The organism is Pseudomonas sp. AC193, assembly GCF_979258075.1.
Genome location: NZ_OZ409832.1, coordinates 3,085,883 through 3,101,347, shown reverse-complemented (window position 1 = coordinate 3,101,347; position 15,465 = coordinate 3,085,883). Strand labels below are relative to the sequence as shown.

Sequence of the window (15,465 nt, the reverse complement as noted above, 5' to 3'; positions counted from 1 at the left end):
ATCGGGGTTAAAGTTCGCCTGGCCTTTCTCATGAATGTTCGGAATTGGCTTCATGACGCGATCCAGCTCAGTGCAAACAGGGTCTGGCCTGGCAGATCAAAGCTGACGCGTCCATCGCGGCAGGTGAACGGTGCGTCGCGGCTGCGGTTGTCGGTGCCGAAGTAGCGCAAGGCGCCGTTGTGCAGCGGGCACTTGGCGCCGCTCAGTTCCATGCGCTGCACACGCGTGCCTTTGTTGACGCCGAGCAAGCCGCGCTGATCGTCGCCGGCCATCGCCAGCACATCGACTTCAAAGGAATCGTTCTCCAGCCACAACACCTGATGCAGCCAATGCTGGGCGATAAACTGTTGCGCCAGGCCGACCGGTTTCAACTCGAAACGTTGTTCATCCGCCGAAACCCGCAACATGCCCTTGGGATATTGCGGCTCATCGGCAGCCTGGAACCAGTTGAGCATGCTCAACAAGCCGTCCTGTGAAGCGTTGATCACCACCGACGCCCACCACAGCGAAGCGTAGTGGGTTTCCTGATCGTAGGGGCTGAGGCTGGAGCCGCTGGACATATTGGTCTGATCGAGCAGCAAGGCCTTGCGCGGCTGACCTTTGCTGTCGAGGCCAACCAGGTCGGCGGCGCGGCGCACGCTGTCGCGATAAACGCGCGTGGCGAGCAGGTCGCGAATCATCCATTCGTGCCACGCCAGCGCATCGACCTGATCACCTGATTCGCTAAGCAAACGCCGCGCCCAATCGATCCCGCGTTTATCCGCCGCGTTGTCGGCGAACGGCCCGTTGACCAGTCGCGAACTGGCCGGCATGGCAATGCGCACACCAGCCTTGGCATTCGCCGGATCGCTGCGCACCTGCCGAGCCATGCTGGCGAAAATCGCCTGATACTGCGCGTAGCTCGAATAGTTGAGATTCGGCTCATCGGCAAAACCAATGTAATGCGTGCCTTTGCCGCCCAGCGCTCGGGTGCTGGCCAGCCACGCATCGAGGCCGCTGTTGCTCTGCACATCGGCGCGCAGATCCGCCTGTCGCTGACTGCCAGCGAGCAAGGTGATGTCTTGTTTGATGCCGAAACGATCCTGATACACCTTTCGGAACGCGTCTTCGAAATGCGGGTTCTTCGCCGTCACATCGACAAAACTGTAGTAACTCGCAGCGGTCGGTTTCAGCGCGTCCAGCACGGCGTGGCTGGCCGGCGGCGGCATCACGTAGGGCAGGGCGATGCCCAGATCGGGCGTGCGCCCGAGGACTTTGTCGTGCAGGGTCAAACGGGTGTGCCCGGCTTCTTCGCGCAGCGGCTTCAGTTGCTGCGGATTCTGCGCAAACAGGTTGGCCGTGCCATCCAGCCAGAACGCTGCTTTGCCGCTGCCCTGCAAACGCAGGCGCCAGACCTGTTCGCGCTCGCTGACGGGTAGGGCGACCTGATCGAACTGCCAATAAGCGCGATAAGGTTTCAGCGCCAGTGTCAGTGGTTGATCATCGCCAACGCGCTGCGCCTGCAAACCGCTGACGCCGCCATGAAACTTGCCGGCCAGCACCGCGTGCTCGCCTGGCGCGACTTTGAAATACAACTCGTCGCCGTTATGGGTATCAGCGCTGAAATGCACTTTCGCCGGGGCGAACAATGCGACGGTGCGCTCGTCATGTTCGACGCGATAATTGCGGAAGCTGTAGCCGGGAATTTCCAGTCGATAACTCGCCGCGCCGGGCAGCAGCGGCCAGCTCTGACTGCCACGGGTTTCACTGGCCTTGATGAACCGATCACCCTGCAACTTGCCTTGGCCATCGAGCAAATACACATGTTCTTCATTGGCCTCAGCCTGCCACGCCGGTGTCCAGCGTACGGTTACCGTGTCCGGACGATCCGCTTGCAAATACAGGCTGCCGTCGCGAATCTCGCCCCAGCGCATCGACGCCGCAAAGGCGTCCAGCGACAGGCCGAGACCGAGCAGCAGGGCCAGGCCTTTCATGCGGTTTTCCGCCGTTGCAGCATCAGCCACATCGGTGTGACGTCGCGCGGCAGGATGATCAGGGTTTGCCAGAACGGCACGCCGCTCAAGCGGCAATAAAGCACCAGCATCGCCACCGTCACCGCCAGATAAGCAATCGACGACGCCGCCGCCGCGCCGACGATGCCGTACGCCGGAATCATCACCAGGTTCAGCGCCAGGTTCAGCAGCGCGCCCAAACCCATCAGCATCGACACCGTGCCGGGGCGATTTTTACCGAGCAAGTCCAGGCGCAAAATGCTTGCGTAGCACAGGCCCAACAGCCCCGGCAGCAACGCCAGCAGCGCCGGATAGGCCGGTTGATACACCGCACCAAACAGCGTGACGATCAGCCATTCGCCAATCACCGCCATGGTCAGGCAGGCGCCGAGCATCACCGTCGCGGTCAGGCGCAGGGCCAGCGGCGTGACCTTGTCCATGCCTTCGTCTTGTTGCAGCAGGCGTTTCATCAGCGGCGTGGTTACCGCTTCCGGGACGATCAGCAGCAGTTCGGCGGCGGCGCTGGCCATTGCGTAATGACCGAGGGCGGTGCTGCCGAGCAGGGCGCCGATAAACAGATAATCCGAGCGCAATATCACCTGCTGGAACAGCAGATCCGGATGACTGCGCGCGCTGTAGCGCAGCAGTTCTTTCTGGCTGGCGCGATCCCATTGCAGCTGTAACGGCTGTGCGCGTTTGAGCCAGACCCAACCGGCCAGCACCACCAGACTGATCCCGGCCAGCCAACTGATCAGCGCGGCTTCGAGGGCGGCGCTTTTCCACATCCAGAACAGCGCGAGAAACAGCAGCAGCGGCGCCAGCGATTCGACCAGACGCAAGGCATTGAACGCGACCACGCCACCCGAGGCGTTGTGCAACGTCAGCAAACCGCTTTTCAACACGGTGAGCGGCACCGCCAGCAGCAACAGCCAGGCGAGCAAACCGAGCTGCATCGTCACATCCAGTTCACTGCCGAATTCCCGTACCAGCGCCACCACCAGCAAGGTCAGCAGCGCCGCCAGCAAACAGCCAAACACCAACACCTGACTCAGCAACAAACCCATCGGCCGCTGCTTGGCAGCCTGAAAACCCACCGCCGAATTGAGCCCGCCACTGGTGGCGGCGCTGATCAAGTCGGGCAGGGTGCTGAGCAGCGCAAACAAGCCGCGCTCACTTGGCCCGAGAATCCGCGCCAGCAGCACATTGCGCAGCAAACGCAGGGCGATCATCGCCAGTTTGGTGCCCATGCTCAGCGCCAGATGTTTGAGGTAGGTGCCTCGGCTCATGGCCGCGCCCCGCGAAAAATCCGCCACGACAACAATTCCGGATTGCGCGCGGTGCGCTGACTGACGCCGAAACGCGGCAGGTTCAACGGCTCGCCTTCGCCGCGATAAATGCCGGTGCCGGTGCCGAGCGCGAACGGATAATCGTGATTGGCGATCTGCTCGCGCACGCGTTCATCGTTGTCGCCGTTGGGGTAGCAATACACCGGCAGTGGCCGGTTACAGCCGTTGTACAAAGCATCGCGGCTGCGGCTGATTTCTTCGTTCAGGCGCTGATCATCAAGGCCGGTGAGGATGGCGTGACTGGCGCCGTGCGGGCCGAAACGCACCAGTCCCGAAGCTTCCAGCGCGCGGACTTGATGCCAGTCCAGCGCTTGCGGTTGCGATTCCGTTGGGCATTCGTCGGTGAGTTTTTCCAGCTCTCGCGGGTCAAGCGATTTCAATCCTTGCAGGTAGTGCAGCAACGCTAGGCTGCGGCGGTCGACATCGATGTCATCGAGCATCACCGGCAAGGGGTGATGCATCATTTGCAGGCACTCGATCAAATGCATCCGCGCCTTTTCGCCGTGGCTGCCCCACAGGGTTTCGCCGAGGCTTTCCCACCAGAAACGCTGGCGGCTGCCAATGAAATCGGTGGAGAGGAAAATGCTCGCCGGTAACCTGGTGTTTTTGTAGCAGCGGGAAGGCGTTGACCGCGTTGTCGCGCCAGCCATCGTCGAAGGTCAGCGCGACGCGCGGGCGCTCGGTGCGCAGCGAATTGGGCTGAAGAATTTCCATCAGCGGCACGCAATCGAAATGCTTGCGCAGCCACACCAGCAAATGCTCGAACGCCTTGGGCCCTACGCACAGTTCATTGCGGTGCGGCAGGTTGGCCGCGCGGTCGTTGGCCAGCACCCGGTGCAGCATCAGAATCACCCCGGCGCCGTGCAACTGGTTGCGGCCCATCGACGAGTTGAGATAGAGCCAGCCACTGGTGCGTTTTAGCAGTTGTTTGATCGCCATGGCTTCAGTCCTTTTAACGGTTCTGTTCGGGATTCCACTGGGCATACCGCTGACCGCGCAGGAACTGCCACAGGCCGAGACTCATCCCGGCGAGGGTGACCAGCAGAAACGCAGCGAGGCGGAAGGGTTTTGGCAAACGGTGTTGCGAATCCAGCAGCCCGGCAATCGCGATGGCGTAACCGACCAGTTGCGCGATCAGGGCGAGGCGGTAGAAACCGTGCTCGTTCCACAGCCAGAAATTACTCAGCAGCAGCGGCAGCAACAGGATCGGCGCCAGTCGGCGGATCAGTTTGTGGCTAATCAGCGCAATCGAATACAGGCCATATTTCAGCGGATTGAGCAGCTCACGACGTTGCGCGAGGCTTTGCAAACCGCCGACGGTGACGCGCTGACGGCGCCGGAATTGTTTGTCTGCTTCATCGACACCGTGGTCGATCACTTGCGCTTCCGGCACATAGACGATGCGTTTGTGCGCGACCGGTGCGCAGGTGCTGATAAAGAAATCGTCGTTAACCTCGGCCGGCACGTTCTGGAACAACTCGCGGCGCAGGGCGAGCAGGGCGCCGTCGGCGGAGACCATGCAACCGGTGCGGTTCTCGACCCGGCGCAACCAGCCTTCGTAATGCCGATAGAGACTGTCGCCGACGCTCAAGCCGCCGCCGGTGACCGGGATGACCATGTGTCCGGCGCAACCACCGACCTGCGGATCACTCAGCGGCGCGAGCAGATAACCGAGGGTTTCCCGTGACCATTGGTTGTCAGCGTCGGTGAACACCAGAATGTCGCCAGTGCTCAGCGCTACGCCGGCATTCAGCGTCGCCGCTTTGCCCTGACGCGGCAGGTCGAGGACGGTGATGCGCGGGTCAACGACTTTGTGCGCGCAAGCCACGGTGTCATCGGTTGAACCGTCGCTGGCCAGAATGATTTGCAAAGTGGCTGGCTGATAATCCTGCGCCAGCAACGTGCGCAACTTGTGCTCGATATGCCGCGCCTCGTTGTGTGCGGCAATCACGATGCTGACATTCAGCGGCGGCGCCGGGGTGTGCCGCCAGGCCGGAAACAGCGGCGCGACCAGCGTCAACAGCAGCGGGTAGCCGACGTAGGCGTAGACCGGTAGCAACAGGCACATCCAGAAAATGAATTCAGCCACGGGCAGGCCTCCTGGCGTTCCAATGACACAGACTCAAAATAAACGCGGCGCCGGCCAGGTGCAGACGCACCCAGTGCAGGCCCCACAATTGCAGGGTCAGGCCGATATCGTGGTGTTTGGCGCTCTGGCGCAGGCTGAGCACCAACCCCGGCAGACTGGTGATCGCCACCATGATCGCGGCGTGATGCGGGAAGCCATTGAACAGCGCCGAAATCGCCAGAAAATCCAGCAACCACACCAACAGCGACAACATTGGAAAGCGCAGCAGCCGCAGGCTGAAACCGTGGGTGCGCAGCAGTTGCAGATGACTGCCCTGACGCCACAATTCCTTGCCCATCCACTCGCGCCATTTCATCTCGTAACCCCAGTGCAGGGCGACGCTGTTGTTGATCGACAGCAACCGGGCGCCCTGTTCGTGCAGGCGCAACGTGAATTCCTTGTCCTCGCCGGTGCGCAGGGTTTCGTTGAAACCGCCGACCTTGTCGAACCAGCGCCGAAGCATCAGCAAGTTGGCGCTGGGCAGCCAGTCAACGACGTGCGAAGTTTGCGACGACACGCGCAAGGTGCGCCGTTGCCACGCGGTGGCGTACCACGGCGCTTCGGCGGGGGTGTGCAGATCCAGTGCGAAGACGTCGGCCTGACCGCTGGCCTCCAGTTCGAACAGCGGCTTCAGCCAGTCTTCAGGCATTTCAATATCGGCATCGATAAACGCCAGCCACTCACCGCTGGCGATGGCCGTGCCACGGTTGCGCAGTGCACCGATCAACAACCCCGGCAGCTCCAGCACTTGCGCACCGAACTGGCGAGCGATATGCGGGCCGTCATCGGTCGAGCCGTTATCGACCACGATCAGTTCGCATTCGATATTGGCGGCGAACGCGGCTTTTTGCGCGGCGAGCAAGGTGCGGCCGATGTGTCGCGCCTCGTTGAACATCGGAATGACGATGCTGATTCGGCTCATGCTCTGGCCTCCGTGGTCAGCGGCGCTTGCTCGGCTTTCAGACGCAGGACACTGGTCAGCGCGAGCATGATCCACACGTATTTCTGGTTCGGCGCGCTGAGGAACATCAGGAACAGCGTCAGCGACAGAAAACTCACGCCGAGGTGGGTCATCAGATCCGCCTGATACGCATCGCGGCGCAGCATCCACGCCGCCCGCGCGCGAATCAGGTTGTACAGACCGAGGGCAAGCATGCCGACAAACAACAGCCCGGCAGGCACCCCGAGTTCACTGAAAATCTCCAGATAAGTGTTGTGCGCGCGGCGGTACAAATCGCCGATTTTGCGGTTGGCGGAAAACGCCTTGGCGTAACCGGTGGTCGCGTAATGCAGCGGGAAGGTGCCGGGCCGGAGCCGAGCAGCGGGTTCTCGCGGATCATCTGGCTGCCAACGACGATGTATGAAGCGCGGCGGCCGAGGGATTCGTCCTGCGCCTTGGAACCGGCGCTGAGAATACTCAAGGACTGGATGCGCGCCATGTAACCGGCCGGCATCGCGTAGATCGCCAGCGGCAGCACGATGGCCGCACCGAGCATGGCAAAACCCAGATGCCGTGGACGAATCCGCGTCAGTTGCGAACGGTAATGCCAGCAGCCGATCAACAAGCTCAGCGCCAACACCACCAGCCCGGAGCGCGATTCGGTTTTGGTCATGCCGCCCAGCAACAGCAGGCAGCAACCGCCCCAGAACAACCGGTGCAGCAGGTTCGGGCTACGTATCACCAGCAGCAAACCCATCGGCACCGCGAAGGCAATCAGCATGGCGAAAGCGTTGGGGTCTTCGAGCAGGCCCGCCGCGCGGCCCTGATCCTGGAATTTGGCCGAGAACATCGCCATCGCGCAGGTGGTGCTGACGGCGAGGGTGACGAGGCGGGCGAACAGGTCGAGATTAAGGTCGCGACCGATCAACAGGGTAATGACAAACAGAATCAGGCCGACGCTGAGTTCACGCAGATGCCCTAGTGACATGCCCAGATCATCGGTGTTGAGCATGCTCAAAAAGTACAGAACCATGAACCAGATCAGGTAGCGCCAGATATTGCTGCGCAGGCGCTCCGAAGGAATTTGATGCAGAGCCAGTTGCAGCATCAAAATCACCGCCAGCCCGGCACCGAGCAATTTACTCCCGGAAAACGAACTGTCCTTGAAGAAACCCTCGAACGGCACCAGTGCAGCGATACCGAGCAGGCCCCAGGTCGGCTTGCGGTACAGCACCGCAAAACCGACCAGGCCGAGCACCACTCCCGGCGCCAGAAACGGATAAGGGCTGGCCAGCAAAGCGATGCAGACCAGACCGAGCAAACTGACGATCGAGAGCGGGAAAATCATGCGCGTGCCTCCCGTGCCGTGCGGATGTACAGCTGCGACCAGCGTTCGGCCAGGGCCTTGAGGTCGTAGCGATCCTGTTGCGTGCGTTTTGCGTTATCGCGCAGTTGCCGGGCCAGTTTCGGCTCGCTCAGCAAGGTGTCGAGCTGACGGCTGAGGTCGGCGCAATCGGCCGGTGTCGCGAGTAAACCGTTGTGCCGGTGTTCCAGTACATCGGGAATCCCGCCGACACCGAACGCCACCACCGGCACCCCGGCCTGCATGGCTTCGAGCAAAATCATCGGGGTGCCCTCGGTGCGCGAGCTGATCACCAGCGCATCGAGTTGCTGCCACCACGGTTGCATCGCCGTCTGATAACCCGGCAAACGAATGCGTTGCTGCAACCCGGCGTTGTCGATCCGCGCCTGCAACGCCTCGCGTTCCGGGCCGTCGCCGAGCATCACCGCATCCAGTTGCGGATGTTGATGACACAGCGGAATCAGCGCGTCGAGAAACAGATCAGGGCCTTTCTCACTGCTCAGACGGCCAACGTAACCGGTCAGCCAGCGTTGCCGATCGGCATCGGGAATCATGGCCGCAGCCGCCGGCAAACCGTTGGGAATGACCTGCAATTTATCCGCGCGCACGCTGGCCTCACGGTGCAGCGTGGCAATGCTTTCCGCCACACAGACGACTCGATCCACCGACGCGGTGCGGCACAGTTGCAGGCTGAGCCAGGTGTAAAACTTCTGCTTGCGGCTGCGCGGCGTGAAACCGTGTTGAGTGATGACCAACGGCAGGCGCAACAGCGTTGCGCCAACCCAACCGAACAACAGCCCTTTGAAATTGTGCGTATTGATCAGCGGTTTTTCAGCGCGACGCTGACGCAAGTGCTGCAGCAATTCCGCTAGTCCGGCACAACCGCGACAGTCCACCCCGGCCTCGCGAAAACGCGCGATCAGTTCTGCTGGCGCGTCGAGGAACAGCACCTGATGCTGCCCCGGCGTCGCCAGACAATGATCCAGCAACATGCGCTCGGCCCCATAGAAACCGCCGCTGCTGAGCAAATGAATGATCGGCAGCGCGGCATTCTGGGCGGATGCGCTGCTCAATTGCGCACCCAGTGCAGGAAGCTTGGTACGGTCCAGTTCTTGTGCGGATTGCTCGGCAGCACGTTTTGGTCGTTGATCACCAACAGCACCGGAATGCCCAGCTCGTGGCTGATTTGCGCCGGGTGTTTGAAGCGGTGATCGAAGAACTCACGCACGTAGACGAAGGCAATCGCCAACAGCAACCCGGTGAGCATGCCGAACGGAATGATCAGGCCCGGTTTCGGGAACGCCGCTTCGGTCGGTTCGAACGGCGGGCTGAGCACCCGCGCGTTGGACAGGTCGTCGCTGAGCGAACGGGTGGTGCTGCTTTCGGCGAACCGCTGGGCGTAGGTCGAGAACGCGGCGTGCAGCGCATCGATCTCGGTGTCCATCTGCCGCAGTTTGCTCTGAGTCTGCTGCAACTCGTGGATGCGGTTCTTGAACTGGGCGATGCGCGCGGTTTTCTGATCGATCACCTGCTTGACCACCGCCAGATCGTTGGTGCGTTCCTGAATGCGGTTGCTCACCACTTTGAGGAACTGGCTACGGGTGCGGGCGATTTGCTCGCGGGTCAGCAGCATCGGCTCGCTGCCAGGCTGGAACACCGCCAGATCATTCATGTAGCGGCTGACCTGAGTGGTCAGTTGCTCGCCCATCTGTTTGATCTCCCGATCCTCGAACGCCACGTTGTCGACGGTGGTGGTGAAGGTGTAGGGGAAGGTGTAGTCGTTGAGCTTGTTAGTGCTCGCGGCCGCCAGTGCGGTTTTCAGGTATTCGAGCCAGCGCTGGCTCTGCAGCAGGCGATCCTGATACAGGTTGAGCGCCTGCTCTTCGGTGTTGATCGCGTTGAGGCGGAAGGTGATTTCTTCCTTCGGATCCGACGCGCCGACGCTTTCCAGCAAGGCCTGACGGTTACCTTCCAGGCCATCGAGACGCACTTGGTAGAGCTGCTTTTTCGACTCATAGAACGACTGCGGCAAGTCGATCGATTGCAGGGCCTGACGGCTGACCAGATAGTTCTGCAAGAGGGCGGCGACAAACGTTGTGCCCTGGTGCGGATCGGGGAAGCTGTAGATGATCGAGATCACGTTGGAGCCGGGCAGCGTCTCGATTTTCAGGCTGTCGATGGCTTGCTGGGTCAGGGCGTCGAGCGCGGTGTCACGCACCGGATCGGTCTCCAGCCCGAGCATGTTGCGCACCGGGTTGATCACGTACTGGCGCAGCGGCGAACTGACGTAGCGCTTGAACGGATCGGCCACCAGTTTGCTGAACATGCCCGGCGAAGGCGTGTATTCGCCCTTGTCGCGCAGTTCGCTGATGGTCTGACGGATCAGCGCCGGCGAACGGAGGATATTGCTCTCGGTTTCCATGTCCGCCAGCGACGGTGGAATGAACGTGGCGTTGTCCACGGTGAGTGACGTGGTGGCGTCACCCTGAGAGAGTTTTTTCGACTGCACGATCACCTGCGCGGTGATATCGAAGCTCTGTTTGAGCAACAGCGGCAGGAGCAGGGCGATCACTGCAAAGATCAGGAAGACCCGTTTCACCAGTTGCTTGTTGGCGAAAAAGATCCTGAAGAACTCGTGCAGGTAGTTTTCCTTTGGATTCATGTCGGTCACCTGAGAGTTAGTTGCTGTCACTGTCTTTGTTGTCGACGCGGTAGCCGAAGCTGAACCCGACGCCCTGGAACAGCACCACGTCGGCCAGTTGTCGGGCAAGTTCGCCGGCGCTGGCCAGTTTGGTTTTCGGCACGTAGAGCATGTCGTCCGGTTGCAGGTAGGCGATTTGTGGCGCCTCGCCCGACAAGGCTTTCTCGACGTCGTAGCGCACGGCCTGCACCTGATTGCCGTTGCGGCGCATGATCACCACCGAATCAAGGCGTGCCTTGACGTTGGTGCCACGGGCCAGGGTCAGCGCTTCAAGCACCGAGACCGGCCGGCGGATCGGGTAGGAACCCGGTTGGCCGACTTCGCCGAGCACATAGATTTCGTTGCCGGCGGTGGACTTCAGCAGCACGTCCACGGTCATCCGGCCCGGCAGTTGCGCGTACTTCTTGTTGAGGAAGGTTTCCAGTTGATTGACGGTCATGCCTTGCAGCGGCACAGCGCCGATTTCCGGGAAACTCGCGTAGCCGTCAGTGCCGACGGTAATCTCGCGGCTCATGCCGGTGGCCGGGTGATTCAGCGCGCTTTTCAGGTTTTGCTCGTTGGTCAGCGGGCTGATGATCTGCACGGTCAACTGATTGCGGTTGGGCTGGAACAGCTGTTTGCGCTGATAGGCACGCTGGATTTCTTCGCGAGCCTGATCACTGGTCAGCCCGGCGATTTTTACCGAGGTGTTTGCGCCCGGCAGTTCGATGCTGCCATCCGGCAGCACCAGTTGATTGCCGTTAAGCTGGCTGGCGGCCGTGAAGTTCAGGCCGATCTGGTCACCCGACTGCACGCGGTAAGCGTCCGAGCCGCTGGTGCTGATATGGAAGATCACGTCGAGCACATCCTGCGGGCGCAGGGTTTGCTCGATCTTCGGCATATCCGTCGCTTGGGCGTTGGCCGGCGCGGCGGTGAGGATATTCACCGGCATGTTTTGCGTTTCAGAATTGCTGGAGCAACCTGCGAGCGGCAGCAACAGCAGGACAAGCATTTTGGCGTTCATGGCGTCATCCTTCGCGGTTGCTTACAGGTTTTTGTAAAGCCATTTGGGCATGTAGTACTTGCGCCGGTTGAACACGCTGCCGACCACTTTCGCGCCAGCCTGCGTCAGGCGTTGCACGGCGGCCTGAGCGACTTCCCAGCGGGTGTCTTCAGCGCGCACCACGAACACCACGCCATCGACCTGAGTGCTGATCACCAGGGTGTCGGCGGCGGAATACACCGCGTCGCCGTCGATCACGACGAAGCGATACTGGCTGCCCAGTTGATCAAGCAACGGGCTTAGACGCTCGGCGGTCAGGTGCTCCATGGTGCGGATCGGCCGGCCATTCGGCAGTACATGGAACGGCAGGCTTGAGACCTGCACCACGCAGTCCTGCAACAGCGGCGGGTTGTCCGGGTTGAACAGCAAGTCGCGCAGGCCGCGTTCCTTGCTAAGGTTCAGTTGCTGGGTGAGGTTGCTCGCCGACTGGCTGGCGTCGACCAGCAGCACCTGGCCGCTGCTCATTTGCGCCAACTGGCTGGCCAGCGCCAACGCACTGGTGGTGGTGCCGGCGCCGGGGTTGGCGGCGGTCAGGAACAGGATCCGCAGATCAAGATCCAGCACGGTCGAGGTCAGGTTCGATTCGCTGGGGTTGGCAATGCTCAGGCTTTTGTTGGTTGAACCGTCCATTAGCTTGCTCCGTGGCCGCTGAATACTTTGAAGGGGGTTTTCAACAGAATCTTCAGATCAAGCAAAAGGCTCTGCTCGGCGATGTAGCTGAGGTTCAACTCAACGCGCTGGTCGAAGTCGATGTTGCTGCGCCCGGAGATCTGCCAGAGGCCGGTCATTCCGGGATATATCGCCAGACGGGCGAGGTGACTGTCCTTGTAGCGATAGGCGTTGAACGAGGTCGGACGCGGGCCGACCAGGCGCATGTCGCCGGTCACTACATTGATCAGGTTGGGCAGTTCATCGAGGCTGGTGCGCCGCAGAAAACCGCCGATACCGGTGATGCGTGGATCCTGATCAATCTTGAAGTCGATGGCGTCGGCACCGTGCTTGTTCAGGTGGCGCAGCGACTCTTTCAATTCTTCGGCGTTGGCGACCATGGTGCGGAATTTGTACATGCCGAACTTGCGGCCGCGATAACCGGTGCGTTTCTGCACGAACATCACCGGGCCTTTGCTGGAGTACTTGATGGCCAGCGCGAGCCCGAGCAGCAGCGGCGAAATCAGCAGCAGAATCATCAGCGCACCGAGGCAAGCGACCACGCGGTTGGTGCGCGACAGTTGCCATGGGCGACCGCCGTCACGGCCGGTGAACCAGCCACGGCCCTGACGGTGAATCGCTGCATCGAGGCGCATTCGTTGTTCCGGATCCATGCGTTTATCACGCTGCAGTTGTTGGATCGGTACACCTTTTTCATGTCCAGTCATAAAGTCCTCCGCTGATGTTCAGCCGCGAGCGGCGCGTGGGCGATAGGCAGTCGGGTAGTAGTCGCGAAACCATGCGATGAAGCGTCCAAGTCCTTCGTCCAGCTCTATGCGTGGCTGGAACCCGGTGGCCTGGGCCAGATCGCTGGCGTCGGCACAGGTGTTGAGCACGTCGCCCGGTTGCAGCGGCAGCAGCTCGACAATGGCGTTCTGGCCGAGGTGTTTTTCCATCAGCGCCAGATAGGTTTTCAGCTCGACCGGATGCTGCCCGCCGATGTTGAACAACCGCCACGGCGCCATGCTGCTGGCCGGGTCGGGCTGCTCGCGATCCCACTGCGGTTGCGCTTGTGGTGGGCGATCGGTGAGGCGGGCAATGCTTTCGATGATGTCGTCGATGTAGGTGAAGTCGCGTTGATGCTCGCCGTAATTGAACAGCTTCAGCGGCTCGCCTTCGCTGATTGCCCGGGCGAACTGGATTGGCGACATGTCTGGCCGGCCCCAAGGGCCGTACACGGTGAAAAAGCGCAGGCCGGTGCAAGGAATGCCAAACAGGTGGCTGTAACTGTGCGCCATCAACTCATTGGCTTTTTTGGTGGCGGCGTACAGCGACAGCGGATGATTGACGCCGTCCTTCACCGAATAGGGCGTGTGCTGGTTGGCGCCGTACACCGAACTCGACGAGGCGTAGATCAAGTGCTCGACCGGGTGATGCCGGCAGCTCTCCAGAATGTTGAGGAAACCATTGAGGTTGCTGTCCAGATACGCTCGTGGATTTTCCAGCGAGTAACGCACCCCGGCCTGCGCCGCGAGGTGAATCACCACTTGCGGGCGTTCGTGAGCAAACAGCGCGTCGACGGCCGCGGGATCGGCCAGGTCAACCGTCGCGAGCTGGAAATCGCCGACCTGCTCACGCACCCATTCCACGCGGTCGTGCTTGAGTTGCGGGTCGTAGTAGCTGTTGAAATTATCCAGGCCGACCACCGAGTGGCCGTCGCGCATCAGCCGCAACACGCAATGAGCGCCAATGAAACCGGCCGCACCGGTGACCAGAATCTTCATGGCCGTGGTCGCTTCGGGCGCGATATGGCGCAGGCCGATGCCGCTGTAATGCAGGCCGGCGGCGGCGACGTGTTCCGGGTTGTAGAGGTTGCGGCCATCGACGATGACTTTCGAGCGCAGCTTTTCGGCGAGCAATTCGAAATCGACCACGCGGAAGTTTTTCCACTCGGTGCAGATCACCAGCGCGTCGGCGTCTTCCAGCGTGTCGTCGCGGGTGGCGCACAGGTGCAGATCGTTGCGGTAGCCGTAGAGGCGCCGGCACTCGGACATGGCTTCCGGGTCGTAGGCCTGCACGCTGGCGCCTTCGGCCCACAGTGCATCCATCAGATAACGGCTCGGGGCTTCGCGCATGTCATCGGTATTCGGTTTGAACGCCAAACCCCAGATCGCGATGGACTTGCCGGCCAGACCTTGCGGGAACTGTGCTTTGAGTTTGCTGAACAGGATGTGCCGCTGCAGGTCGTTGACGTCGGTGACGCTGCGCAGCAATTTCAGCGGCATGCCGTTGTGTTCGGCGGTGTGCAGCAGGGCGCGCAGATCCTTGGGAAAGCACGAACCACCGAAGCCGCAGCCCGGATAGATAAAGTGGTAACCGATGCGCGGATCAGAGCCGATGCCTTTGCGCACGGCTTCGATATCGGCGCCGAGCAGTTCGGTGAGGTTGGCCAGTTCGTTCATGAAGCTGATACGCGTGGCGAGCATCGCGTTGGCGGCGTACTTGGTCAGCTCAGCGCTGCGGTTGTCCATGAACATCAATTTTTCGTGGTTGCGGCAGAACGGCGCGTACAACTCGCTCATCTGCTCGCGGGCCGCTTCGTCGCGGGTACCGACGATGATCCGGTCAGGGCGCATGCAGTCGGCGAGTGCGCTGCCTTCCTTGAGGAACTCAGGGTTAGAGACCACGCGTACGTTCAGCTCGGATTTGCCGCGACGCAGCAGTTCACTGTTGGCTGCGGCGAGCACCTGATCCGCCGTGCCGACCGGCACCGTCGATTTGATGATCAGCGTACGATCGGCCTCCATGTGCGAGGCGATCTGGCGAGCGACATTGAGCACGTGGCTCAGGTCAGCAGAGCCATCCTCATCGGCCGGCGTGCCCACAGCGATGAAAATCAGCTCGGCGTGCTCCACCGCATCACTGGCCTGAGTACTGAACAATAAGCGCCCGGCTTTAATGTTTTCTTCCAGGGTGCTGGACAAACCCGGTTCACTAATCGGAGGAACTGCTTGTTGCAGTTGCTTGATTTTATTCGGATCAATATCCACGCATAAAACGCGGTGTCCAACATCGGCAAGTGCTGCTGCTTGTATCAGGCCAACATAGCCCGTACCAAATACGCTCACGTCCATATTGGCGTGCCTCGTAAGACGGTGGAAAGAGTTCGAAATGAGACTGTCAAAAGGGGTATAGCGCAGGGTGAGAAAGGCGTGTCAGCAAAATGACATGTTGCACCTGTATAACAGGCCCATTTTTGGGGGCGAATGGCCATCAAGTGCTTGCTATTGCTGGATTTGTCCCGTT

At 61.0% G+C, this 15,465-nt stretch carries 10 protein-coding genes and 3 pseudogenes; all 13 read right to left on the bottom strand.

What is annotated here, in order from left to right:
* Positions 1–50: 50 nt before the first annotated feature.
* Positions 51–1,973 (bottom strand): hypothetical protein, encoded by a 1,923-nt coding sequence (locus ACZZ0D_RS13980; RefSeq protein WP_463553568.1) that lies wholly within the window; start codon positions 1,971–1,973, stop codon positions 51–53.
* Positions 1,970–3,277 (bottom strand): lipopolysaccharide biosynthesis protein, encoded by a 1,308-nt coding sequence (locus ACZZ0D_RS13975; protein WP_053119195.1) that lies wholly within the window; start codon positions 3,275–3,277, stop codon positions 1,970–1,972. The genes ACZZ0D_RS13980 and ACZZ0D_RS13975 overlap by 4 nt, the downstream gene beginning before the upstream one ends.
* Positions 3,274–4,276, bottom strand: a pseudogene (locus ACZZ0D_RS13970) (polysaccharide deacetylase family protein). The gene ACZZ0D_RS13975 and the pseudogene ACZZ0D_RS13970 overlap by 4 nt, the downstream one beginning before the upstream one ends.
* Before the next feature lie 13 nt (positions 4,277–4,289).
* Positions 4,290–5,426 (bottom strand): glycosyltransferase, encoded by a 1,137-nt coding sequence (locus tag ACZZ0D_RS13965; protein ID WP_463553567.1) that lies wholly within the window; start codon positions 5,424–5,426, stop codon positions 4,290–4,292.
* Positions 5,419–6,387 carry a glycosyltransferase gene (locus tag ACZZ0D_RS13960; protein WP_463553566.1) on the bottom strand — a complete coding sequence of 323 codons (969 nt, stop codon included), beginning with the start codon at positions 6,385–6,387 and terminating at the stop codon, positions 5,419–5,421. Before ACZZ0D_RS13960 ends, ACZZ0D_RS13965 begins: the two co-directional genes overlap by 8 nt.
* Positions 6,384–7,753 (bottom strand): annotated as a pseudogene (locus ACZZ0D_RS13955) (O-antigen ligase family protein). Before ACZZ0D_RS13955 ends, ACZZ0D_RS13960 begins: the two are co-directional and overlap by 4 nt.
* Positions 7,750–8,841: a glycosyltransferase family 4 protein gene (locus ACZZ0D_RS13950; protein ID WP_463553565.1), complete on the bottom strand. Its 1,092-nt coding sequence runs from the start codon at positions 8,839–8,841 to the stop codon at positions 7,750–7,752. The pseudogene ACZZ0D_RS13955 and the gene ACZZ0D_RS13950 overlap by 4 nt, the downstream one beginning before the upstream one ends.
* Positions 8,838–10,430 carry a GumC family protein gene (locus ACZZ0D_RS13945; protein WP_053119136.1) on the bottom strand — a complete coding sequence of 531 codons (1,593 nt, stop codon included), beginning with the start codon at positions 10,428–10,430 and terminating at the stop codon, positions 8,838–8,840. The genes ACZZ0D_RS13950 and ACZZ0D_RS13945 overlap by 4 nt, the downstream gene beginning before the upstream one ends.
* 16 nt (positions 10,431–10,446) lie before the next feature.
* Complete coding sequence (locus ACZZ0D_RS13940) at positions 10,447–11,472, bottom strand: polysaccharide biosynthesis/export family protein (RefSeq protein WP_053119138.1); 1,026 nt, start codon at positions 11,470–11,472, stop codon at positions 10,447–10,449.
* Between the two features lie 21 nt (positions 11,473–11,493).
* A complete protein-coding gene (locus ACZZ0D_RS13935) occupies positions 11,494–12,141 on the bottom strand; it encodes a CpsD/CapB family tyrosine-protein kinase (RefSeq protein ID WP_008084477.1) in 648 nt (215 codons plus the stop codon).
* Positions 12,141–12,887 (bottom strand): sugar transferase, encoded by a 747-nt coding sequence (locus tag ACZZ0D_RS13930; protein ID WP_463553564.1) that lies wholly within the window; start codon positions 12,885–12,887, stop codon positions 12,141–12,143. Before ACZZ0D_RS13930 ends, ACZZ0D_RS13935 begins: the two co-directional genes overlap by 1 nt.
* 18 nt (positions 12,888–12,905) lie before the next feature.
* On the bottom strand, positions 12,906–13,943 hold the full coding sequence (locus ACZZ0D_RS13925; RefSeq protein ID WP_463554808.1) for an NAD-dependent epimerase: 1,038 nt from the start codon (positions 13,941–13,943) through the stop codon (positions 12,906–12,908).
* Positions 13,944–13,955: 12 nt separating this feature from the next.
* A pseudogene (locus ACZZ0D_RS13920) lies at positions 13,956–15,293 on the bottom strand (UDP-glucose dehydrogenase family protein); the annotation flags it as partial.
* Positions 15,294–15,465 lie beyond the last annotated feature (172 nt).